The 22155-nt window shown below is 73.6% G+C and carries 18 protein-coding genes; 6 read left to right on the forward strand and 12 right to left on the reverse strand.

Features of this window, described 5'->3' with window-relative positions:
* Positions 1 to 73: 73 nt before the first annotated feature.
* Genes QWY28_RS03140 through QWY28_RS03170 form a run of 7 tightly spaced genes read right to left on the reverse strand, consistent with a single transcriptional unit; the run spans position 74 to position 9709 of the window.
* A complete protein-coding gene (locus tag QWY28_RS03140; protein ID WP_300950843.1) occupies positions 74 to 754 on the reverse strand; it encodes a sirohydrochlorin chelatase in 681 nt (226 codons plus the stop codon).
* A complete protein-coding gene (locus tag QWY28_RS03145) occupies positions 751 to 1866 on the reverse strand; it encodes a uroporphyrinogen-III synthase (RefSeq protein WP_300950844.1) in 1116 nt (371 codons plus the stop codon). Before QWY28_RS03145 ends, QWY28_RS03140 begins: the two co-directional genes overlap by 4 nt.
* Positions 1863 to 2243, reverse strand: coding sequence for a nitrite reductase small subunit NirD (nirD, locus tag QWY28_RS03150; protein WP_300950845.1), 381 nt, complete (start codon positions 2241 to 2243; stop codon positions 1863 to 1865). Before nirD ends, QWY28_RS03145 begins: the two co-directional genes overlap by 4 nt.
* Positions 2240 to 4756, reverse strand: a complete 2517-nt coding sequence (nirB, locus tag QWY28_RS03155; RefSeq protein WP_300950846.1) for a nitrite reductase large subunit NirB — start codon at positions 4754 to 4756, stop codon at positions 2240 to 2242. The genes nirD and nirB overlap by 4 nt, the downstream gene beginning before the upstream one ends.
* Positions 4753 to 6144 (reverse strand): FAD-dependent oxidoreductase, encoded by a 1392-nt coding sequence (locus QWY28_RS03160; RefSeq protein WP_300950847.1) that lies wholly within the window; start codon positions 6142 to 6144, stop codon positions 4753 to 4755. Before QWY28_RS03160 ends, nirB begins: the two co-directional genes overlap by 4 nt.
* Entirely contained in the window at positions 6141 to 8192 is a 2052-nt protein-coding gene (locus tag QWY28_RS03165; protein ID WP_300950848.1) for a molybdopterin oxidoreductase family protein, read from the reverse strand. Before QWY28_RS03165 ends, QWY28_RS03160 begins: the two co-directional genes overlap by 4 nt.
* A 2-nt stretch (positions 8193 to 8194) precedes the next feature.
* A complete protein-coding gene (locus QWY28_RS03170) occupies positions 8195 to 9709 on the reverse strand; it encodes an MFS transporter (RefSeq protein WP_300950849.1) in 1515 nt (504 codons plus the stop codon).
* A 284-nt stretch (positions 9710 to 9993) separates the two neighbouring features.
* Between QWY28_RS03170 and QWY28_RS03175 the strand changes: the two genes are divergently transcribed.
* The 3 genes from QWY28_RS03175 (at position 9994) to acs (ending at position 14116) form a co-directional block, all read left to right on the forward strand.
* Positions 9994 to 10383 (forward strand): DUF485 domain-containing protein, encoded by a 390-nt coding sequence (locus tag QWY28_RS03175; RefSeq protein WP_300950850.1) that lies wholly within the window; start codon positions 9994 to 9996, stop codon positions 10381 to 10383.
* The gene (locus tag QWY28_RS03180; protein WP_300950851.1) at positions 10383 to 12017 is read left to right on the forward strand and encodes a monocarboxylic acid transporter; all 1635 of its coding nucleotides are present in this window, start codon (positions 10383 to 10385) and stop codon (positions 12015 to 12017) included. Before QWY28_RS03175 ends, QWY28_RS03180 begins: the two co-directional genes overlap by 1 nt.
* Positions 12018 to 12130: 113 nt before the next feature.
* Positions 12131 to 14116 (forward strand): acetate--CoA ligase, encoded by a 1986-nt coding sequence (acs, locus tag QWY28_RS03185; RefSeq protein ID WP_300950852.1) that lies wholly within the window; start codon positions 12131 to 12133, stop codon positions 14114 to 14116.
* A gap of 106 nt (positions 14117 to 14222) precedes the next feature.
* On the opposite strand, the gene QWY28_RS03190 is transcribed toward acs, so the two are convergent.
* Positions 14223 to 15344: an alpha/beta hydrolase gene (locus QWY28_RS03190; RefSeq protein WP_300950853.1), complete on the reverse strand. Its 1122-nt coding sequence runs from the start codon at positions 15342 to 15344 to the stop codon at positions 14223 to 14225.
* A 109-nt stretch (positions 15345 to 15453) separates the two neighbouring features.
* Between QWY28_RS03190 and nhaA the strand changes: the two genes are divergently transcribed.
* Both nhaA and QWY28_RS03200 read left to right on the forward strand, forming a co-directional pair.
* On the forward strand, positions 15454 to 16779 hold the full coding sequence (gene nhaA / locus QWY28_RS03195) for a Na+/H+ antiporter NhaA (protein ID WP_300950854.1): 1326 nt from the start codon (positions 15454 to 15456) through the stop codon (positions 16777 to 16779).
* Positions 16780 to 16841: 62 nt separating this feature from the next.
* Positions 16842 to 17252 (forward strand): phage holin family protein, encoded by a 411-nt coding sequence (locus QWY28_RS03200; protein WP_300950855.1) that lies wholly within the window; start codon positions 16842 to 16844, stop codon positions 17250 to 17252.
* A gap of 276 nt (positions 17253 to 17528) precedes the next feature.
* On the opposite strand, the gene QWY28_RS03205 is transcribed toward QWY28_RS03200, so the two are convergent.
* From QWY28_RS03205 to nth, 3 genes are read right to left on the reverse strand one after another with little or no spacing between them, the layout of a single operon-like run.
* The gene (locus QWY28_RS03205; protein WP_300950856.1) at positions 17529 to 18704 is read right to left on the reverse strand and encodes a MarP family serine protease; all 1176 of its coding nucleotides are present in this window, start codon (positions 18702 to 18704) and stop codon (positions 17529 to 17531) included.
* Positions 18701 to 19432 carry an NUDIX hydrolase gene (locus tag QWY28_RS03210; RefSeq protein ID WP_300950857.1) on the reverse strand — a complete coding sequence of 244 codons (732 nt, stop codon included), beginning with the start codon at positions 19430 to 19432 and terminating at the stop codon, positions 18701 to 18703. The genes QWY28_RS03205 and QWY28_RS03210 overlap by 4 nt, the downstream gene beginning before the upstream one ends.
* Positions 19429 to 20142 carry an endonuclease III gene (nth, locus tag QWY28_RS03215; protein ID WP_300950858.1) on the reverse strand — a complete coding sequence of 238 codons (714 nt, stop codon included), beginning with the start codon at positions 20140 to 20142 and terminating at the stop codon, positions 19429 to 19431. The genes QWY28_RS03210 and nth overlap by 4 nt, the downstream gene beginning before the upstream one ends.
* 152 nt (positions 20143 to 20294) lie before the next feature.
* On the opposite strand from nth, the gene QWY28_RS03220 reads away from it, so the two are divergent.
* The gene (locus QWY28_RS03220) at positions 20295 to 20972 is read left to right on the forward strand and encodes a Crp/Fnr family transcriptional regulator (protein WP_300950859.1); all 678 of its coding nucleotides are present in this window, start codon (positions 20295 to 20297) and stop codon (positions 20970 to 20972) included.
* A 75-nt stretch (positions 20973 to 21047) separates the two neighbouring features.
* Here QWY28_RS03220 and QWY28_RS03225 read toward each other — a convergent pair whose 3' ends face one another.
* Positions 21048 to 22127, reverse strand: a complete 1080-nt coding sequence (locus QWY28_RS03225; protein ID WP_300950860.1) for an endonuclease/exonuclease/phosphatase family protein — start codon at positions 22125 to 22127, stop codon at positions 21048 to 21050.
* Positions 22128 to 22155 lie beyond the last annotated feature (28 nt).

The following is a 22155-nucleotide window of genomic DNA, read 5'->3' on the forward strand; positions in this document are numbered from 1 at the left end:
TGCCCCTGCGGCGTCAACGATCGTTCAATTGCGCGATTCTTGCGTGGTAGAAGCGCTTGCACACGTCCACAACTCAGCAATTGAACGATCGTGCACGCAGCAGCGCCCAGGCCCGCGAGACCACCAGGTCGACGACGAGCGGGTGCGGGCCGATGACGTCGGCGACGACGGAGGCGCCGGCGTCGAGGCAGTCGGTGCGGAGCCGGCGGTCGAAGTAGCCGGTCGCCAGCAGGTACGGCGCCACCGCGTCGCCGGGCCGCACGACCTCGGCCGGCCGCGGCCCGAGCCCGGTGAGCGTCGCCCACCGCACGGGCGCGCCCCAGGCCCGGCAGAGGAGCACCGCGGAGCGCTCGAGGTCGCGGACGGCGAGCGGGTCGGTGGAGCCGGCCGCCACCATCACCACCGGCGACCCCGGGGCCGCGCCGGCGGAGAAGAGCCGGTCGACCATCGCCGAGGCGAGCAGCGGGTGCGGCCCGAGCTGGCGCCCGAGCCGGAGCGACGAGCCGTCCACCATCGCCGGCAGGTCCGAGCGCACGTGCATCCCGGTGGACAGCAGCAGCGGCACGACCACACCGGCCTCGCCGCGGCCGGCAGCCGAGGCGGCGACGTCGGAGAGGAGCGGCTCCGCCAGCTCGACGTACGCCGCCACGCCGGCGAGGCCGAGCCGGCCGGCCGCCGCGGTGGTGATCCCGCGGGCGACCTCGTTCCCGGCGGCGGTGCGCGTGCCGTGGGCGACCGTGACCAGCAGCGTCACGACGTGACCGCGAGCCGGTAGCCACGCTTGACGACCGTCTGCACGATCCGCGTGCCGAGGGCGGCGCGCAGCCGGGCGACGGCCATCTCGACGGCGTGCTCGGAGCCGGCGGTGCCGGAGGGCAGCGCGGCGAGCAGCTCGCGTCGTGAGACGACGTGCCCGGGGTTGACCAGCAGCGCCTGGAGCAGCGCGAAGGGTGCCGGCGACAGCCGCACGGGCGCGCCGTCGAGGAGCACCTCCTCGCCGTGGAGCAGCAGCAGGTGCCCGGCGACCTCGACGCTGACCCCGGCGCTGCGCGAGGGCAGCTCGGTCTCGAGCTGCTTGACCATCGCGCCGAGCCGGTTGCGCTCGGGGTGGATGGTCGGCACGCCCCACAGCTCGAAGGCCGCGGCGGTGACCGGTCCGACGCAGGAGGCGACGACGTCGGCCTGGAACGCCGCGACCACGTCGTCGCGGCGCCCGGTCGGGCCGGCGGCGTCCATGAGGGCGGCCACGGCCGGCGCGGAGGTGAAGGTGACCGCGTCGAGCCGGCGGTCGGCGACCAGGTCGATCATCCGGAAGAGCGGGTCGAGGTCCTCGGCCGACTCGACGCGGTAGACGGTCACCACGGTGACGTCGGCGCCCTGCCGGCGCAGCGCGTGGGCGACCATCGAGAGCGACTGGCCGTGCTCCTGAACGACGATCCGCATGCCCTCCAGCGAGCGGCCGCGCAGGTGCTCGAGGACGTCCTCGAAGCACTCCGACTCCGGCGCCCACAGCTCCCGCAGGCCCCGCCGGCGCAGCGCCCCGACCGACTTCGGGCCGCGCGCGAGGATCTCCGCGTGGCCGATCGCCGCGACGAGGGCGTCGCCGAGGCCCCAGGAGTCGGCCGCCTCGAACCAGGTGCGCATCCCGATGCCGGTCGTCGCCAGGAACATGTCGACCGGCCGCGCCAGCACCTCCTCGGTCGCGGCGCGCAGCGAGGCGTCGTCGACGCGGTTGGGCTCCAGCGACAGCGCGGGCGCCCAGACGACCTCGGCCCCGCGGCGCTCGAGCAGGCCGATCTGCTCCTCGACCTTGCGGGCGGCGGTCACGCCGATGCGGTACCCGCCCAGCGGGAGCGGCTCGGTCACGTCCCCTCCTCCGGGCTCTCCCTGGCCGGTCCCACGAGGACCGCCCCGTCGCGGACGGCGACGTCGTACGTCGGTACCCGGACCGCCGCGTCGTCGAGGCACTGCCCGGTGCGCAGGTCGAAGGCCTGCTTGTGCATCGGCGAGGCGACGAACGGGACCTCCCCGCGCGTGCCCACGATGCCGCGGGCCAGCACCGACGCCCGCGAGAAGGGATCGTAGTTGCCCAGGGCGAACACCTCGTCGTCGTAGGTCCGGAAGACCGCCACCGCCGCGCCGTCCACCAGCGCGCAGACCCCTCCCTCGCGGGGGATCCGGTCCAGCCCGCAGACCAGCGTGTACGCCGCCGCCGACACCTCCACGCCCGCGCGGCCGCTCACCGGGGCGCCCCGACCGGGATGGACGTGCCGAGGACGACCGGGCCCGTGGGCTCGGCCGGGACCTCCTGGCCCCGCTCGGCCCGGAACCCGATGTGCGGGTCGGGCACGTCCGGCGCGTTGACGAACGAGACGAACCGCTGCAGCTTGTCGGGGTCCTCGAGCGTGTCGCGCCACTCGTCGCGGTAGCCGGCGACGTGCCGTGCCATCGCCGCCTCCAGCTCCGAGCCCAGCCCCAGCGCGTCGTCGACGACTACCTCGCGGACCCGGTCGAGACCGCCCTCAAGGGAGTCGATCCACGGCGCGGTGCGCTGGAGCCGGTCGGCGGTGCGGATGTAGTACATGAGGAACCGGTCGAGGTAGCGCACCAGCGTCTCGTCGTCGAGGTCGCCGGCCAGGAGCCGCGCGTGGGCCGGCGTGGCGCCGCCGTTGCCGCCGACGTAGAGGTTCCAGCCCTTCTCGGTCGCGATGATCCCGAAGTCCTTGGCCCGCGCCTCGGCGCACTCCCGCGCGCAGCCGCTGACGCCGCCCTTGAGCTTGTGCGGCGAGCGCAGCCCGCGGTAGCGCAGCTCGAGGTCGATCGCCATCCGGACCGAGTCCTGGACGCCGTACCGGCACCACGTCGACCCGACGCACGACTTCACCGTGCGCAGCGACTTGCCGTAGGCGTGGCCGGACTCGAAGCCGGCGTCGACGAGCCGGCGCCAGATGTCGGGCAGCTGCTCCATCCGGGCGCCGAAGAGGTCGATCCGCTGCCCGCCGGTGATCTTGGTGTAGAGCCCGAAGTCGCGGGCGACCTCGCCGATCACGATGAGGCCCTCGGGGGTGATCTCGCCGCCGGCGATGCGCGGGACGACGGAGTAGGTGCCGTTGCGCTGGATGTTGGCGAGGTAGGCGTCGTTGGTGTCCTGCAGCGTCGCGCGGCCCTGGTCGAGCACGTGCTGGCCGAGCTGGGAGGCCAGCACCGAGGCGACGGTCGGCTTGCAGACGTCGCAGCCGCGGCCCGTGCCGTGGGCGGCGACGACCTCGTCGAAGCCGGTGTACCCGTGGACGGCGACCACGTCGAAGAGCTCCTGGCGGGTCATGGCGAAGTGCTCGCACAGGCTGCGGTCGACGGTGCGGCCCTGGGCGGCGTAGTACTCCTCGATCACCTTCTTCACCAGCGGCTTGCACGACCCGCAGGTCGCGCCGGCGCGGGTGGTGCCGTCGCAGGCGGCGGCCGCGACGATGTCAGCCTTGCTGACGTCGTTGCAGGAGCAGACCTGCGCCTCATCGGGGAGCGCCACCTCCCCGCCGCCGCGGCCCGCGGGCAGGATCAGCTCCTCGGGGTTGGCGGGCAGCTCGATGCCGGAGCTGACCATCGGGCGCAGCACGCCGTACGCCGACACGTCGCCGACCAGGATCCCGCCGAGCAGCCGGCGGCCGTCCTCGGAGACGACGAGCTTCTTGTAGACCCCCGCCACGGCGTCGGCGAGCACCAGCTCCAGGGCACCCTCGGTGGTCGCGAACGCGTCCCCGAAGGACGCCACGTCGACGCCCATCAGCTTGAGCTTGGTCGACATGTCCGCGCCCGTGAACGACCCCGGCCCGCCCAGCAGCGCGTCGACGACGACCTCGGCCATGGCGTAGCCCGGCGCGACCAGGCCGTACATCCGGCCCGCCGGCGCGGCGCACTCGCCGATCGCCCAGACGTGCGGGTCGGAGGTGCGGCACTGCTCGTCGACGAGCACCCCGCCGCGCTCGGCGAGGTCGAGGCCGGCGGCGCGGGCGAGCGCGTCGCGCGGCCGGATGCCGGCGGAGAAGACCACGACGTCGGCCTCCACGGTCTCCTCTCCGAGGTCCAGGCTGGCCGCCCTGCCGTCGCGCCCGACGACGGCCCTGGTCGCGACGCCGGTGTGCAGCCGCAGGCCGAGCGCCTCGACGTGGCGGGCGAGGGTCGCGCCGCCGGCGTCGTCGACCTGGACCGGCATCAGCCGGGGCGCCATCTCGACGACGTGGGTCTCCAGGCCGAGGCCGTGCAGCGCGTTGGCCGCCTCGAGCCCGAGCAGCCCGCCGCCGACGACGACGCCGGTCCGCGCGCCGGCGGCCGCGTCGCGGATCGCCTCGAGGTCCTCGATCGTGCGGTAGACGAAGCAGCCGGGCAGGTCGTGGCCCGGCACCGGCGGCACGAACGGGGCCGCACCCGTCGCGAGCACCAGCTCGTCATAAGCGACCTCGGTGCCGCTGGAGAGGCGAAGGGTCCGCTGCACCGGGTCGAGCTCCTCGACGGTCGTGCCGAGCAGCAGCCGCACCCGCGGGTCGTCGTACTCCCCGTCGGGCAGGAACGACAGCGCCTCGGCGCCGACCTCGAAGAACGAGGTGAGCGCGACGCGGTCGTACGCCGGGCGCGGCTCCTCCCCGACGACCACGACGTCGTGGGTCTCGGTCAGGCCGCGCTCGATCGCGGCCTGGACGAAGCGGTGGCCGACCATGCCGTGGCCGACGACCACGAGGGTCTTGCGCAGGTGGGGGCTCATCGGGGGGTTCCTTCCAGTGGGCGAGCAGCGAGCAGGTCGCGGACGGCGGAGGCGCAGCCGCCGCAACCGGTGGTGGCACGGGTGGACGTGGCCACGTCGGCGAGGGAGGAGCAGGCGCGCACGCGCCCGGCTGAGACGCCGGCGCACGCGCAGACCTCGGCGTCGTCGGGCAGCACGACCGGCGTGGCGGCCGTGACCGCGTCGGGCATCAGGAGGCGGCCGGGCTCGGTCGGGCCGAGGACGGTGCCGCGGTCGTAGTGCTGGGTGATCAGGCCGATGCGGGACAGGTCGCCGACCAGCACGCCCGCGACGATCCGCCCCTCGCGCACCACCAGCCTGCGGTGCGAGCCGACGACCGGGTTGGTGACCTCGACGACCTCGCCCTGCGTGGTGGTCGGGTCGCCGAGCACGGCCACGTCGAGCCCGGTGGCGCGCAGCCGGGCGACGCTGCGAGTGCCGGTGTAGGCGACCGGTTCCCCGGCCAGGTGGGCCGCGGCGAGGCGCGCCTGCTCCCAGGCGGGCGGGACGAAGCCGGTGGTGCGGCCGCGGTGCTGGGCGCAGTCGCCGATGGCCAGGATGCGCGGGTCGCTGGTGCGCAGCAGGTCGTCGACGACCACGCCGCGGCGTACCTCCAGGCCCGCGCGGCGGGCGAGCGCGGTGGACGGCCGGCCGCCCGCGGTCAGGACGACCAGGTCGGTGTCGAGCGTGACCCCGGTGTCGAGGACCAGCCCGGCGTCGGTGAGGCGCACGGCACGCGTCCCCGCGTAGACCGTCGCCCCGAGCCGCGTCAGGTCGCGGGCGATGATCCGCCCGGCCTGGGCGTCGACCTGGCTGCGCAGCAGGTGCTCACCGCCCTCGACGACCTCGACGTCGAGGCCGCGCACGCTCAGCGCCCGGGCGACCTGGAGCCCGAGCAGCCCACCCCCCACCACGACGGCGCGGCGTGCGCCGGACACGGCCGCGTCGAGCCGGCGGCAGTCGGCCAGGCTGCGGAAGGCGTGCACCTTCTCGTGCAGCCGCCCGTCGACGCGCACCAGCCCGCGGATCGGCGGGAGCGTCGGGATGCTGCCGGTGGCGAGCACGAGCGCGTCGTACGGCACCCGGCTGCGGTCGGCCAGCTCGACCTCCCGCTCGTCCCGGTGCACCTCGACGACGCGGGTGCCGAGCCGCAGGTCGACGCCGTCCGGCAGCGGCATCGCCAGCGCCGCGGGGTCGTGGGTGCCCTCGAGCACGGCCGAGAGCAGGATCCGGTTGTACGGCGCGTGCGGCTCGTCGCCGAGGAGGGTCACGTCGTGCGCCCCGCCGGCCGCGAGGCCCTCGCCGAGCCGGACGGCCGCCATCCCGGCCCCGACGACCACCACCCGCTCGACCGCCCGCCCGGCCCTCATGCGCGCACCGCCGCGGCACAGGCCTTGAACTCCGGCATCCGCGAGGAGGGGTCGAGCGCGTCGTTGGTCAGCCGGTTGGCGCCGACCCAGTGGAACGGCACGAAGACGGTGTCCGGCCGGATCGTGGCGACCACCCGCGCCGGTGCCTTCATCTCCCCGCGCCGGGTGGTGACCACGACCGGCTCGCCGTCGCGCGCGCCGATCCGCTCGGCCAGCATCGGGTGCAGCTCGACGAACGGCCCGTCGTCGGGCAGGTCGCGCACCCGCCGGGTCTGCGCGCCGGACTGGTACTGGGCGAGCACGCGGCCGGTCGTGAGGTGGAGCGGGTACGCCGCGTCCGGCTGCTCCGCGGCGCCGACGTGGTCGACCGCGACGAAGCGGGCGCGACCGTCCGGCGTGGCGAAGGAGTCCGCGAACAGCCGCGGGGTCCCGGGGTGGTCGGCGTCGGGGCACGGCCAGAACACCCCGTGCTCCGCGCGGATCCGCTCGTGCGAGATGCCGGCGTAGTCCGCCCGTCCACCCGCCGAGGCCCGCCCCAGCTCGGCGAACACCTCGGCCGGGTCGGTCGCGAACGGCACCGGGGACCCGAGCCGCTCGGCCAGGCCGGCCATCACCTCCAGGTCGCTGCGCACCCCCTCGGGCGGGGCGACCGCCCGCTCGCGCAGCACGACCCGGCCCTCGAGGTTGGTCATCGTGCCGGTCTCCTCGGCCCACTGGGTCACCGGCAGCACCACGTCGGCCAGCGCCGCGGTCTCCGACATCACGATGTCGGCGACCACGAGCAGGTCGAGCGCGGCGAGCCGCTCGGTGACGTGGGTGGCGTTCGGCGCCGAGACCACGATGTTGCTGCCGAGCACCAGCAGCGCGCGGGCGCCGTCGTCGGTGCCGAGCGTGTCCAGCAGCTCGTACGCCGACCGGCCGGCGCCCGGCAGCCTGTCGGGGTCCACGCCCCAGACGCGGGCGACGTGCGCGCGGGCGGCCGGGTCGTCGATCATCCGGTAGCCCGGGAGCTGGTCGGCCTTCTGGCCGTGCTCGCGGCCGCCCTGGCCGTTGCCCTGGCCGGTGAGGCAGCCGTAGCCGGCGCCGACCTTGCCGGGCATCCCGAGGGCCAGCGCGACGTTGAGCCAGGCCAGCACCGTGGCGGTGCCCTGGCTGTGCTGCTCGGCGCCCCGGGCGGTCAGCACCATCACCCGCTCGGCGTCGGCCAGCAGCGCCGCGAGCTCGCGCACCTGGTCGGCTGGCACCCCGCTGACCCGCTCGACCAGCTCCGGCCACCACGCGGCGGCCGACCGGCGGACCGCGTCGAAGCCGGTCGTGCGCGCGGCGACGTACTCCTCGTCGACGGCGCCGGCCGCGACCAGCAGGTGCAGCACGCCCATCGCCAGCGGCAGGTCGGTGCCCGGCACGGGCTGGAGGAAGAGGTCGGCGCGGTCCGCCGTCGGGGTGCGCCGCGGGTCCACGACCACGACGCGGCCGCCGCGCTCGCGGAGCCGGTCGAGGTGGCGCGCCGCTGGCGGCATGGTCTCGGCGAGGTTGGACCCGACGAGGACGACGACGTCGGCCAGCTCCACGTCGGCCAGCGGGAACGGCAGCCCGCGGTCGACGCCGAAGGCCTGGTTGCCGGCCGAGGCGGCCGAGCTCATGCACCAGCGCCCGTTGTAGTCGACCTGGCTGGTGCCGAGCGCGACCCGGGCCAGCTTGCCGAGCTGGTAGGCCTTCTCGTTGGTCAGGCCGCCGCCTCCGAAGACCGCGACCGCGTCCCTCCCGTGCGCGGCCTGCACCGCCTCGATCCGGTCGGCGACGAGGTCGAGCGCCTCGTCCCACCCGGCCGCCCGCAGCGTCCCGGTCGCCCGGTCGCGCACCAGCGGCGTGGTGAGCCGCTCGCGGTGGCCCCGCAGCCCCGTGGCGGTCCAGCCCTTGCGGCACAGCGCCCCCTCGTTGACGGGGAACTCCGGCCAGGGCTGCACCTCCAGCGTGCGGCCGACCCGCTCGAGGGTCATGCCGCACTGCAGGCTGCAGTAGGGGCAGTGCGTGCGGGTGCCGGCCACGGTCAGATCCCCGCCCGGGCCAGGCCCGTGGCGCCCGCGCGGCGCCGCAGGAACCCGGCGTACACGACCCCGGCGCAGACGACGTAGAACGCGGTGAAGACGACGAACGCGCCCTTGGTGGCCGCCATCGGGTCGTCCACCCACGGTGCGCTGAACGCCAGCGGGATGAGGAAGCCGCCGACCGCGCCGACGGCACCGATGACGCCGATGGCGGCCGAGGCCTGCTTGGTGGCCGCGTCGAGCGCCGCGGACCGCTCCGGCGTGCCGGGCGTCGTCGCCCGCTCCGCCTCGGTGCGCCAGATCGCCGGGATCATCTTGTACGTCGAGCCGTTGCCGATGCCGGTGGCGGCGAAGACGCAGAGGAAGAACGCGAGGAACCACGGGAACCACGAGCGGTTGTCGGTGGCGATCGCCGGGTCCTGCGTGGGGTTCGGGGTGAGCTGGGTCAGCGTCCACAGCACCGCGAGGGTCGCCGCGATCATCGCGGCGAAGGCGCCGAGGGTGACCTTCGCGCCGCCGACGCGGTCGGCCAGCCAGCCGCCGAGCGGGCGGGTCGCGGACCCGACCAGCGCCCCGAGGAAGGCGTAGTAGGCGAAGAAGATCCCCGTGCCGAGCGGCGCCGGCTCGGGCACCCAGAAGTTGAGCTTGATCAGCAGCGGCATCGCCGCGGAGTAGCCGATGAACGACCCGAACGTCCCGACGTAGAGGAACGCCATCACCCAGGTCTGCCGGTGCCGGACCACGCGCAGCTGCTCGCGGGGGCGGGAGACCGCGGTGCCGAGGTTGTCCATCCAGCGCCAGGCGGCGAACGTCGCGACGACCGCCAGCCCGGCGTAGACCCACGCCGCCCGCTCGAGGTGGATGCCGCCGTCGGAGGCCTGCACCATCCCGAAGATCCCGGCGCCGCCGACGATGACTGGGAGGAAGAGCTGGATCAGCGAGACGCCGAGGTTCCCGCCGGCGGCGTTGAGGCCGAGGGCGGCGCCCTTCTTGGCCGCGGGGTAGAAGAAGTTGATGTTCGCCATCGAGGAGGCGAAGTTGCCGCCTCCGAGGCCGGCGGTCGCGGCGATCAGGCAGAAGACCCAGTACGGCGTGGCCGGCTGCTGGACGGCGTACGCGAACAGCAGCGTGGGCACCAGCAGCAGCGCCGCGCTCACCATCGTCCAGTTGCGCCCGCCGAAGCGCGGCACCGCGAACGTGTAGGGCAGCCGCAGCAGCGAGCCGACCAGGTTCGGCAGCGCCACCAGCAGGAACAGCTGCTGGGCGGTGAAGTCGAAGCCCATCGACACCAGGAACGCCGAGCTGACGCTCCAGATCAGCCAGACCGAGAAGCCTAGGTGCTCGGCGAAGATCGACCACGCGAGGTTCCGGCGGGCGACGGCCCGGCCCGTCCCGGCCCAGAACGCCTCGTCCTCGGGCCGCCAGTCGTCGATCCACCGTCCGGTGCGCCGCGTCGTACGTCGCGTGGCCGGCGGCGCCGCGGCAGCGACCTCCGGCGTGGGTGCGGTCGTCGTCATGACCCCGACCCTCGGCGCCGGATGTGACTCCCGCCGTCGACCGCGGGTTCGGGGACGTCAACTTGTCCTCACGACCTCACAGTCCTCACGGCCTCACGACCTCACGGCCACGGCCTCACGGCCGGTCCCGAGGCGACCGTTCGTCGCGTCCGACCGACCGCTCACCGACGCGCGGTCACCGCTGGGCGACGTACCGACGCGCAGACCTGCCGACGTGACCGCCGCCACTCCTACGGTGACGCCGATCACACCTGATCGACACCTGCCACGAGAGGGGCCCCTCGGTGACCACACCGCCCGACGTGCCGGACCAGGCGAGCCGCCACGATCCGGTCTACGACCAGCTGTCCGCCGCCCCGGAGTTCCACGAGCTGCGCAAGCGCTACCGGGGCTTCGTCCTGCCCGCCACCGCCGCCTTCCTGGCGTGGTACCTGCTCTACATCCTGATGTCGAACTACGCCGGCGGCTTCATGGACACCAAGGTCGTCGGCAACGTCAACGTCGCCCTGGTCTTCGGCCTGCTGCAGTTCGCGACGACGTTCGGGCTGGCGTTCCTCTACGCCCGCTACTCCGAGGGCAAGCTCGACCCGCTGGCCCGCCAGCTCAACGAGGAGTACGTCGCGCAGCTGGGCACCCACTCGCCGCGCCGCCACCACGAGGGAGGGGCCAGCTGATGGACGACCAGGTGCTCACCACGATCCTGTTCCTGGCCGTCGTCGCGCTGACGGTCGGCATCACGTTCTGGGCCAGCCGGCAGACCTCCGGCACGGCCGACTTCTACGCCGGCGGTCGGTCCTTCTCGCCGGTCCAGAACGGCCTGGCGATCGGCGGCGACTACATGTCGGCGGCGTCGTTCCTCGGCATCTCCGGCGCCATCGCGCTCTCGGGCTACGACGGATTCCTCTACTCGATCGGCTTCCTCGTCGCGTGGCTGGTCGCGCTGCTGCTGGTGGCCGAGATGCTGCGCAACTCCGGCCGCTACACGATGGCCGACCAGCTGGCCTTCCGGATGCGGCAGCGCCCGGTGCGGATGGCGGCCGCGACCTCCACGGTCGTGGTGTCGATCTTCTACCTGCTCGCGCAGATGGTCGGCGCGGGCGCCCTCGTGGCCCTGCTGCTCGGCGTCGACGACCAGGCGGTCAAGAACATCGTCATCTTCGGCGTCGGCGCGCTGATGATCTTCTACGTCACCGTCGGCGGCATGAAGGGCACCACCTGGGTGCAGATCGTCAAGGCGGTCCTGCTGATGACCGGCTCGGCGCTCATCGTCGTGCTGGTGCTGGCGAAGTTCGACTTCAACCTCTCCGAGCTCCTCGGCGCCGCGGCCAGCAACTCCGGCCAGGGCTCGGCGTTCCTCGAGCCGGGCCTGAAGTACGGCGCCACCGCGACCAGCAAGATCGACTTCATCAGCCTCGGCATCGCGCTGGTCCTCGGCACCGCCGGCCTGCCGCACATCCTGATCCGCTTCTACACCGTCCCGACCTCCCGCGACGCGCGGAAGTCGGTCCTGTGGGCGATCGGGCTGATCGGCGTCTTCTACCTGTTCACCCTGGTGCTCGGCTTCGGTGCCGCCGCGCTGCTCGACATCCCCGGCCTGCGGAAGTCCGGTGAGCTCGACGCCTCGGGCAACCTGGCCGCACCGCTGCTCGCGGAGTCCGTCGGCGGCGGCGCCGGCTCGACCGGAGGCGCCATCCTGCTGGCCCTGATCGCGGCGGTGGCGTTCGCGACGATCCTCGCGGTGGTCGCCGGCCTGACCCTGACCTCCTCGGCGTCGGTGGCCCACGACATCTACAACTCGGTCATCAAGAAGGGCACCGCGAGCGAGGCCGACGAGATCAAGGTGACCCGCTGGGCGGCCGCCGGCATCGGCCTGGTCTCGATCCTGCTGGCGATCCCGGCGCAGAGCCTCAACATCGCGTTCCTCGTGGCGCTGGCCTTCGCGGTCGCCGCCTCGGCGAACCTGCCGACGATCATCTACAACATGTTCTGGCGCCGCTTCAACACCCGCGGTGCGCTGTGGAGCATCTACGGCGGCCTGATCTCGGCGGTCGGCCTGGTGATCTTCTCGCCGGTCGTCTCCGGCAAGGGCGAGGACCCGACCGGCAAGAACCTCTCGCTGCTGCCGACCAGCATCGACATCTCCTGGTTCCCGCTGGAGAACCCGGGCATCGTGTCGATCCCGCTGGGCTTCTTCTTCGGCTGGCTCGGCACGGTCACCAGCCGCGAGCCCGCCGCCGAGGACCGCTACACCGAGCTCGAGGTCCGCGCCCTCACCGGCGCCGGCGCCGAGCAGGCCGTGCAGCACTGACCCCACCCACCCCGGGTCGTGTGCCCCGGGACGCGCTCGCCCGCGTTCCGGGGCACACGACCCTTCACTACTGTGGCGGGGGCCACCCCCGCCGGACGACCAGGAGCTTGACGATGAGCGATGAGACCCTGTCCAACCTCCTCAAGGAGGACCGTCGGTTCGAGCCGCCGGCCGACCTCGCCGCGGACGCCAACCTCACGGAGGAGGCCTACGCCCGCGCCGCCTCGGACCGGGAGGCGTTCTGGGCCGAGCAGGCCGAGCGCCTCGACTGGACGCAGACGTGGGACCGGGTGCTCGACTGGACCGACCCGCCGTTCGCGAAGTGGTACGTCGGCGGCAGGCTCAACGCGGCGTACAACTGCGTCGACCGGCACGTCGAGGCCGGCCGCGGCGACAAGGTCGCCATCCACTGGGTCGGCGAGCCGGTCGACGACAAGCGCTCGATCACCTACGCCGAGCTGCAGGCCGAGGTGAGCCAGGCCGCCAACACGCTGACCGAGCTCGGCGTCGGCGCCGGCGACCGGGTCGCGATCTACATGCCGATGATCCCCGAGGCCGTCGTCACGATGCTGGCCTGCGCCCGGATCGGCGCCCCGCACACGGTCGTGTTCGGCGGGTTCTCCTCCGACGCGCTCGCCTCCCGGCTGACCGACTGCCAGGCCAAGGTGGTCGTGACCGCCGACGGCGGCTACCGCCGCGGGGCGCCCTCGGCGCTCAAGCCGGCCGTCGACGAGGCCCGCGCGAAGGCCGCCGACCGCGACGGGCACACCGTCGAGAAGGTGCTCGTCGTCCGACGCACCGGCCAGGAGGTCGAGTGGGACGACGCGGTCGACGTCTGGTGGCACGAGTCGGTCGCGCAGGCCCCGACCGAGCACCAATGGGAGGCCTTCGACTCCGAGCACCCGCTCTACGTCATGTACACCTCCGGCACCACTGGCAAGCCCAAGGGCATCCTGCACACCACCGGCGGCTACCTCACCGGCTGCGCCTACACCCACTGGGCGGTCTTCGACCTCAAGCCGGAGACCGACGTCTACTGGTGCACCGCCGACATCGGCTGGGTGACCGGCCACTCCTACATCGTCTACGGCCCGCTCGCCAACGGCGCGACGCAGGTGCTCTACGAGGGCACGCCCGACTCCCCGGAGAAGGGCCGCTGGTGGCAGATCATCGAGGAGTACGGCGTCACGATCTTCTACACCGCGCCGACCGCGATCCGGTCGTTCATGAAGCAGGGCCGCGAGATCCCCGACGCCCGCGACCTGTCCACGCTGCGGGTCCTCGGCTCGGTCGGTGAGCCGATCAACCCCGAGGCCTACGTCTGGTACCGCGAGGTCGTCGGCGGCGGCCGTACCCCCGTCGTCGACACCTGGTGGCAGACCGAGACCGGCTCGATCATGATCAGCCCGCTCCCCGGCGTCACCCACGGCAAGCCGGGCTCGGCGATGATCCCGATCCCGGGCATCTCCGCCGACGTCGTCACCGAGGAGGGGCAGTCGGTCCCGAACGGCTCGGGCGGCTACCTCGTGCTCACCGAGCCGTGGCCCTCGATGCTGCGCACCATCTGGGGCGACGACCAGCGGTTCAAGGACACCTACTGGTCGCGCTACGCCCAGCAGGGGTGGTACTTCGCCGGCGACGGCGCCAAGAAGGACGACGACGGCGACCTGTGGGTGCTCGGCCGGGTCGACGACGTCATGAACGTCTCCGGCCACCGGCTCTCCACCACCGAGATCGAGTCCGCGCTCGTCTCCCACCCCAAGGTCGCCGAGGCCGCGGTGGTCGGCGCGCAGGACCCCGACACCGGCCAGGCGGTCTGCGCGTTCGTCATCCTCCGCGACGAGGCGGGCGACGGAGGCGACGACATCGTCGAGGAGCTGCGCAACCACGTCCGCAAGGAGATCGGCGCGATCGCCAAGCCGCGGCAGATCATGGTCGTCCCCGAGCTGCCCAAGACCCGCTCGGGCAAGATCATGCGCCGCCTGCTCCGCGACGTGGCCGAGCACCGCGAGGTCGGCGACGTCACCACGCTCGCCGACTCCACGGTCATGGACCTGATCTCCGGCAAGCTCACCTCCGGCAAGGGCGCCGAGGACTGACCCCCCGCCGTACCCGTTCGAGAGGGTAGTCACGGACAGAAACGTCCCTGACTACCCCCTCGGAGGACGAAAACGTCCGTGACTATCCCGGCCGTCGACGCGGCGCTCACTGCAGCGCGGCGACCACCTTGGGCAGCCCCCACCGCAGCGGGGCGTCGAACCAGGGCCAGTTGTGCACGCCGCCCTGGCGGATCCAGGCGGAGTACGGCACGCCGGCGCGGGTCAGCGCCTCGAGGAACGTCCGGTGACCGGTCCACATCAGCTGCTCGGTGTAGCCGGTGTGCAGGGGGTCGGTGGTCTCGCTGACCGTGCTCGACGAGCCGGTGCCCGAGGCGACGAACAGCTCGACGCCCTTCAGCCTCGGCGCCAGCGCCACGGGGTTGTGGGCGTCCCACTCGGCCCGGTCGAGGACGGGGTTGCCCCACACCCGCAGCAGGTTCGGCGGGCTGATGCCGATCGCCTTGGCGATCTCGGGCGGGAGGATGTTGCCGACCATCAGGTTGGTGTCGACAGCGCCGGAGAGGGTGAACGCGGCCTGGTAGAGCCCCGGGTGCCGGGCGGGGTAGGCCATCGCGCCGAGGCCGCCCATCGACGCGCCGACCGCGCCCCGTTTGCCGCTGGTGCGGAACTTGCGGTCGACCCACCGGGTGAGGATCTCGGTGTGGAAGGTCTCCCACTGCCAGGAGCCGTCCTTCCAGTCGCTGAACATCCCGGCCTCGTCGCCGATGCCGCCCTCGGGCATCACGAAGATCGCCTTGAGCGGCCGGGTGACCGCGGTCAGCTCCGTGCCGACGCTCCAGCGGATGTACGGGCTGCGGGCGCCGTTGAACAGGTAGACGACCGGGTAGCGCTTCTTCTTGTTCTTCTTCGCCTTGTAGCCGACGGGGAAGAGGACGCGCACCATGTTGCTGGTGACCTTCACGTCCGACGGCACGGGCACCCGGAAGTCCCGGCACCGCGCCGGCGGGCAGGCGCGCGGCCCGTCCACGCCGGGCGACTCGTCCGAGGGCTGGTAGTCGGTCGGCATCGACGGGACCAGCATCAGCTCGAGGTAGGACCGCCAGGACGACTCCGCGTCGCCGGTGTCGGTCGTCGACTTCTCGACCACGACGTCGTCGCCGGTGTCCGCCTGCGCCGCGGGCCCCCCGGCGGCGGCCACCAGCGCGAGCACGACGGAGCCGACCAGGGCGGCGAGGGCGCGACGGGGGCGCCGGACGGATGCGTTCACACGGAGGGAACGAGCCGCCCGGGCAGGAGGTCACGCGTCGGCGGGTAAGGTCGTCACCGGTGTGCCGGGAAGTCTGGTCGGCGTCTCTTCCCCGACCCCTGGAGCACCCATGAGCACCCCGCCCACGCCGCCCGCGCCGCAGTCCCCCGGCCAGCGCGACCGCCTCTTCCGCCGCCCCTCGTTGCTGGAGAACACCCGCATCGCCGAGGTGCTCCGCGCGGAGACCACCGGCGGCATGCTGCTGATCGTCGGCGCACTGGTGGCGATCGTCTGGGCCAACACGCCGTGGGCCGACCTCTACGAGGCGGCGCGCGACTTCCGGATCGGCCCGGAGTCGCTCCACCTCGACCTGACGGTCGGCACCTGGGCCGCCGACGGCCTGCTGGCGATCTTCTTCTTCGTCGCCGGCCTGGAGCTCAAGCGCGAGTTCGTCGCCGGCGACCTGCGCGACCCCCGGCGCGCGGCACTCCCCGTGGCCGCGGCGGTCGGCGGCATGGCCGTCCCCGCCGCCGTGTACGTCGCGTGGAACGCCGCCTTCGGTGGCGAGCTGTCCGGGTGGGCCATCCCGACGGCGACCGACATCGCGTTCGCGGTGGCGATCCTCGCGGTGATCAGCACCCACCTGCCCGCGGGGCTCCGCACCTTCCTGCTGACCCTGGCCGTGGTCGACGACCTGCTGGCCATCACGATCATCGCGCTCTTCTACACCGACGAGCTCCACCTGCCGTACCTCGCGCTCGCCCTCCTCCCGCTCGCGGCGTTCGCCTTCCTCGTCCAGAAGCGGATCCGGTCCGGGTGGCTGCTCGTCCCCCTGGCGCTGCTCACCTGGGTGCTGGTGCACGAGTCCGGCGTGCACGCGACGGTCGCGGGCGTGCTGCTCGGCTTCAGCGTGCCCGTGCTGCGCCGCGACGGCGGGGACGGCCCGGGGATGGCCGAGCACCTCGAGCACGTCGTCCGACCCCTGTCGGCCGGCGTCGCCGTGCCCGTCTTCGCGTTCTTCGCCGCCGGCGTCACGGTCGGCGGTCTCGACGGGCTGGTCGACGCGCTGGCCGACCCGGTCGCGCTCGGGATCGTGCTCGGCCTCGTCGTGGGCAAGACGGTCGGCATCGCCGGGTCGACCTGGCTGCTGGCGACCTTCACCCGCGCCGACCTCGACGAGGAGCTGGCCTGGGTCGACGTCATCGGCATGGCGATGCTCGCCGGCATCGGCTTCACCGTCTCCCTGCTCATCGGCGAGCTCGCCTTCGGGAAGGGCACCCAGGACGACCACGTCAAGGTCGGCGTCCTGGTCGGCTCGCTGGCGGCCACCGTGCTCGCCGCCGTCGTGCTGCGGGCGCGCAACCGCGTCTACCGCCGGATCTGCGAGGCGGAGGAGCGCGACGACGACGCCGACGGGGTACCGGACGTCTACCAGCAGGACCGCGCCCAGGACTGATCCCGTGCTCGGAGGGGTTCTGTAGGGTCAGGCCCACATCTCGACGCAAGGGGAACGAACGAATGTCGCATCCGGTCAGGCCGCCGCAGGAGGGCGACCCCACCATCGGGCGCCTCGTCGCCGACGCGAGCCGCGACATCTCGACGCTGGTCTCCAAGGAGATCCAGCTCGCGAAGTCCGAGCTCAAGGTCAGCGTCAAGGCCGGCGGGATCGGCGTCGGCCTCTTCGCCGCGGCGGGCTTCGTCGCCGTGCTGGCGATCATCATGCTGTCGGTCGCGATCGCTTACTTCATCCACTGGGACGACAAGGGCCTCGAGCTGCACTGGGCGTTCCTGATCGTCTTCGCCTTCTACCTCCTGCTCGCCGGGCTGCTCGGCTTCGTCGGCCTGAAGAAGGTCAAGCAGGTCCGCGCGCCGGAGAAGGCCATCGAGCAGGGCCGCGAGATCCCGCGCGCGCTCAAGGGCCAGTCCTGAGCCACTGACCGCCCACCTCCCGCGGCTGGGCGTCCGCGGGGCTAGGGGCTGGGGCCGGTCAACGATCGTTCAATTGCGCGGTTGTGACGGGTGGGAGCGCTTCCACCCCGTCGCAACCGTTCAATTGAACGATTGTTGACGCCACGACCCCGGCGACCCACGACCCCGGCGGCCCAGCACCCCGGTGACCCCGCGGCCACCGGTTCCGCCCCGGGCCCCGAGGGGAACGCAGGCAGTTGCCGCGACCAGGACCTGCCGGAGACGGAACCGGGAGCCTCAGCCGGCACAGTCGCCGGTCGAGACCTCCTCGGTGTTCGTGACGCCGATGCGCCGGGCGTCGGCGACCTGCTCGGCGGTGAGCGCGTAGCCGGTGTCGTCGTCGGTGACCGAGGCGGCGAACACCACGCCGACGACGTCACCGGTCGAGGAGACGATCGGTCCGCCGGAGTTGCCCGGCCGGACCAGGCCGCGCAGCGAGAACACCTCGCGGATGACCGTGCCGTCGCCGTAGATGTTGGGCGAGCGCAGCCGCTGCTCGGAGCGGATCCGGCCGGCGGTGACGTTGTACGGGCCGTCCTGCGGGTAGCCCAGGATCGCCACGCCGTCCTTGGGCTCCGCGCCCTCGTCGAACGCCAGCAGGCCGCGGTCGCCGCTGTCGAGCGCGAGCACCGCGACGTCGAGCTCGGGGTTGTAGTAGACGACCGACGCCGGCACCGAGGAGTCGTCGATCTCCACCTCGGGGTCGGCCACGCCGGCGACGACGTGGGCGTTGGTCATCAGCCGGTCGGGGGCGTAGAGGAACCCGGTCCCCTCGATCCCGCGGCCGCAGCCGTTGGTGCCGCGGATCTTCAGCACGCTCTCGCGGGCGGCCTCGACGTCGGGGTCGCGCAGCAGCCGCCGCGGGCCGGGGCCGACCTCGACGATCCGCTCCGGTGCGAACGGCTCGAGGTAGCGGGGGAAGAACGTCGTGCCGACCACGTCGTTGAACGACTCCAGCACGGCGTCGGCCGAGCCGGGCAGGCCCTGGTCGACCTTCGCGAGCACGCTCGAGCCCCGCACCAGCGGCGTGACCCCCGCGATCGCGGAGCCGGAGATCGCCACGCCGAGGGCCCAGGCCACGAGCAGCACCGCCGCCGCGCTGAGCGCCGCGCCCCCGATCGCGTCGAGGGCGCGCACGGGCTGCCAGGTGATCCGGTCGCGGATCCGGGCGCCGGCGTACTGCAGCACGGCCTGGCCGAGCGAGGCGGTCAGGATGACGATGAACAGCGCCCCGAGCGAGACCACCAGGGACGGCGCCGCGTCGCCGAGCGCCACCGGCGCGAGCCACACGCCGGCGAGGCCGCCGAGCAGCAGCCCCGCGGTCGCGAAGGCGCCGGTGACGAACCCCTGCCAGTAGCCCGAGAGCGCGTAGGCGAGGACCAGCAGCACGAGCAGCCAGTCGAGCGCGTTCACCGCTCGGGCTCCTCGATGTCCAGCATGCCCGCGCGGGCGTTGCGCTGGACGCGGGAGTCGCCGGCGAGCATGTACGCCGGCAGGTCGCGCACCCGCGAGGCGTCCCACTCCCGGGTCCAGCCGAGGAAGTCGAACAGCCGGGCGATGATCCCGCCGGTGAAGCCCCACAGGATGACGTCGCGCTTCGGCCCGATCAGGAACCCGGGACTGGTGTAGCCGACCGGGTGGCGCACGGTGACCCGGTTCTCGGGATCGACGAGGTCCGCGATCGCGGCGTGGTGGATGGCATGCACCTCGGCGCGGCTCACCACCGAGACGTCGGACGGCTCGCGCCACCAGCCCACGACCGGCGTGACGGCGAAGTTGCTCGGCGGCAGCCACAGCTGGGGCAGGCAGCCGACCACGTCGACCGAGGACGGCACCAGCCCGACCTCCTCCTCGGCCTCGCGCAGCGCCGCCTCGACGACCGTCTCCCCCGGATCGATCGACCCACCGGGGAACGACACCTGGCCCGGGTGGCTGCGCATGTCGTGCGCGCGCTCGGTGAGCAGCACCTCACCGCCGCGCGGACCTTCGCCGAAGAGCATGAGCACCGCACCCTCGCGCGCGTCGGAGTCCTCCGGTGGCACGAACCGGGTCAGGTCGGTCGCCTCGATGCTGGAGACCGCCTCGGCGACCGGCTGCATCCAGTCCGGCAGCCCCGGTCGCGCCGGCCCGCCCGCGCTCACGCCGGGCCCTGGGTCTTGACCAGGGCCGCAGCCGTCTCCGGGTCGGTCGGGCCCTCGCCGTACGACGGGCACCAGCGCGCGACGGGGCAGGCGCCGCACGCGGGCTTCTTGGCGTGGCAGACGCGGCGACCGTGCCAGATCAGGTGGTGGCTGAGCATCGTCCAGTCCCGCTTCGGGAAGAGCGCGCCGACGGCGTGCTCGACCTTGACCGGGTCGGTCTCGGCGGACCACTCGAACCGGCGCACCAGCCGCCCGAAGTGGGTGTCGACGGTGATCCCGGGGATGTCGAAGGCGTTGCCGAGCACGACGTTCGCGGTCTTGCGGCCGACCCCGGGCAGCTTGACCAGGTCGTCGAGCCGCGGGGGCACCTCGCCGCCGTGGTCGGCCACGAGGGCGGCGCTGAGCTTGAGCAGCGACTCGGTCTTGGCCCGGAAGAAGCCCAGCGGCCCAACCAGCTGCTCGAGGTGCGCACGGTCGGCGGCGGCCATGGCCTTGGCGTCGGGGTACGCCGCGAACAGCGCGGGCCGCGCGGCGTTGACCCGGCGGTCGGTGGTCTGCGCGCTGAGCACCGTGACCACCAGCAGCTCGAAGGGGTTGGCGAAGTCGAGCTCGCACCGCGCCTCGGGGTAGGTCTCGGCGAGGACGCGGTCGATCTTGCGGGCGCGGCGGACCAGCGCGGTCGGTGACTCCACGACGGGCTCGGCTGGCACGGCGCCAAGGGTACGGACCTCCGCCGACGACGGGCCGTCCGGACGCGCGACGCGCCGACCGCCCGAGCCGGTGGTGCTTGTGAGCAACGGCACTGAGTAGGATTCCCGCGGACGTGACCCATGCCCGGTGGGCCCGTCGAGGAGGAGGACCCGTGGACAACGACGTACTGCGTCAGGCGCCGCTGTTCAGCGCGCTCGACGACGAGGCGGCCACGGCGCTGCGGGCCTCGATGTCCGAGAGCCGCCTGCGCCGCGGCGACGTGCTCTTCCACGAGGGGGACTCCGGCGACAAGCTCTACATCGTGCTCGACGGCAAGGTGAAGCTCGGCCGCACCTCCTCCGACGGTCGTGAGAACCTGCTCGCGATCCTCGGGCCGGGCCAGATGTTCGGCGAGCTCTCGCTCTTCGACCCCGGGCCGCGCTCGGCGACGGTGACCGCGGTGACCGACGCGTCGTTCGCCTCGCTCTCCCACGAGGACCTCCTGCGGTGGCTCGAGGGCCGCCCGGTCGTCGCCCGCGGGCTGCTCACGCAGCTCGCCGGCCGGCTGCGCAAGGCCAACGACGTCGTCGCCGACCTGGTCTTCTCCGACGTCCCGGGCCGCGTCGCCAAGGCGCTGCTCGACCTCGCCGACCGCTTCGGCCGCACCGCCGACGACGGCGTCCACGTCCACCACGACCTCACCCAGGAGGAGCTGGCCCAGCTGGTCGGCGCCTCCCGCGAGACCGTGAACAAGGCGCTGGCCGACTTCGCCTCCCGCGGCTGGCTGCGCCTCGAGCCCCGCTCGGTCGTCATCATGGACGTCGAGCGCCTCTCCCGCCGCGCCCGCTGACCCACCCGTTCCCCGCTCCGCCTGTCGCCGCGCCGCGTTCGTGGCCCCGGCCCGGTGCGGCGCCCGGGCAGGCCGTCAGGAGAGGTCGAGCGCCAGGTCGGCCCAGCCGCGGAACACCTCGTGGGAGGCCGAGGGCGAGCGGACGACGTCGCCGCCGAGGTGCTCCTGCGTGCCGAGCAGGCCGGTGGTCGCGGCCGGCTCGGCCCGGTTGACCCCGAAGAAGAGGTAGTCGAGCTTCCGGCTGTGCCCGCGCGAGCGGTGGGTGGGCTCGCCCCAGCGGCACACGCGCGGGGTCACCCGGCAGACGATCTGCTCCAGGCCGGCGCCGCGGCCGGCCGGGCGGGCGCCGTACGCCCCGGTCTGGTCGGCCTCGAAGAACAGCCCGCGCCGGTTGGTCAGCCAGCCGCTGCGGGAGAGCCGGTAGAGCTCGCTCATCGTGCCCTTCTTCGGCACCGCGTTGAAGTCGCCACCGAGCACGACCGCCGCCCGGTCGCCCCGGACGAGCGGCGCCAGCACCCGGCGTGCCGCGACGGCCTGGGCGCGACGGGCGGGCCCGGCGCCGGACGTGCGGCCGCGACCGGCCCGCAGCTGCAGGGTGCAGGCGCGGACCGCGTCGTCGGCGAAGCGCAGCAGCGGCCCGCGGACGGCGACGTCGGCGCACAGCATGCGGAACCGGTGCGGCGTGCGGGCGCCCGGGTTGGGCAGCCGGTGGGTGTCGACGTCGCTGAGCCGGTGCCGTGAGGCGATGACCAGCCCGTGCCGCTGCACCCGCCCGTCCCGCGCGCAGCCGGGGTGCCGGCGCAGCTTCTGGAACCGGAAGTGGTCGCGCCAGCCCTCGCCGGCGCCGATCCACGAGCGGTTGGCGGCCACGAAGCGGCGGAAGTGCCCGAAGCACACCTCCTGCAGCATCACCACGTCCGGCGCGGAGGTCTCGACCACCCGCTGGACGGTCGCGAGCTTGTCCCCGCTCCGGCGGTGCTCCGCGCCGTCGATGTTCGCCGTGACCACCTCGAGGCGGTAGGTCGGGCGCAGCGGCGCCGCGGCGGGGGCGCCCGCGGACCCGGCCGGCGCGGCCAGGGACGGGACCACGACCACCACGACCAGCAGCGCGACGAGCGCCGCCACGATCGTCGTTCCAGCGGTGCGCACGCGCATCGCGGCGTCCTCCCACCCGTCGTCCCGG

The organism is Nocardioides oceani (assembly GCF_030412965.1).
GTDB lineage: Bacteria > Actinomycetota > Actinomycetes > Propionibacteriales > Nocardioidaceae > Nocardioides > Nocardioides oceani.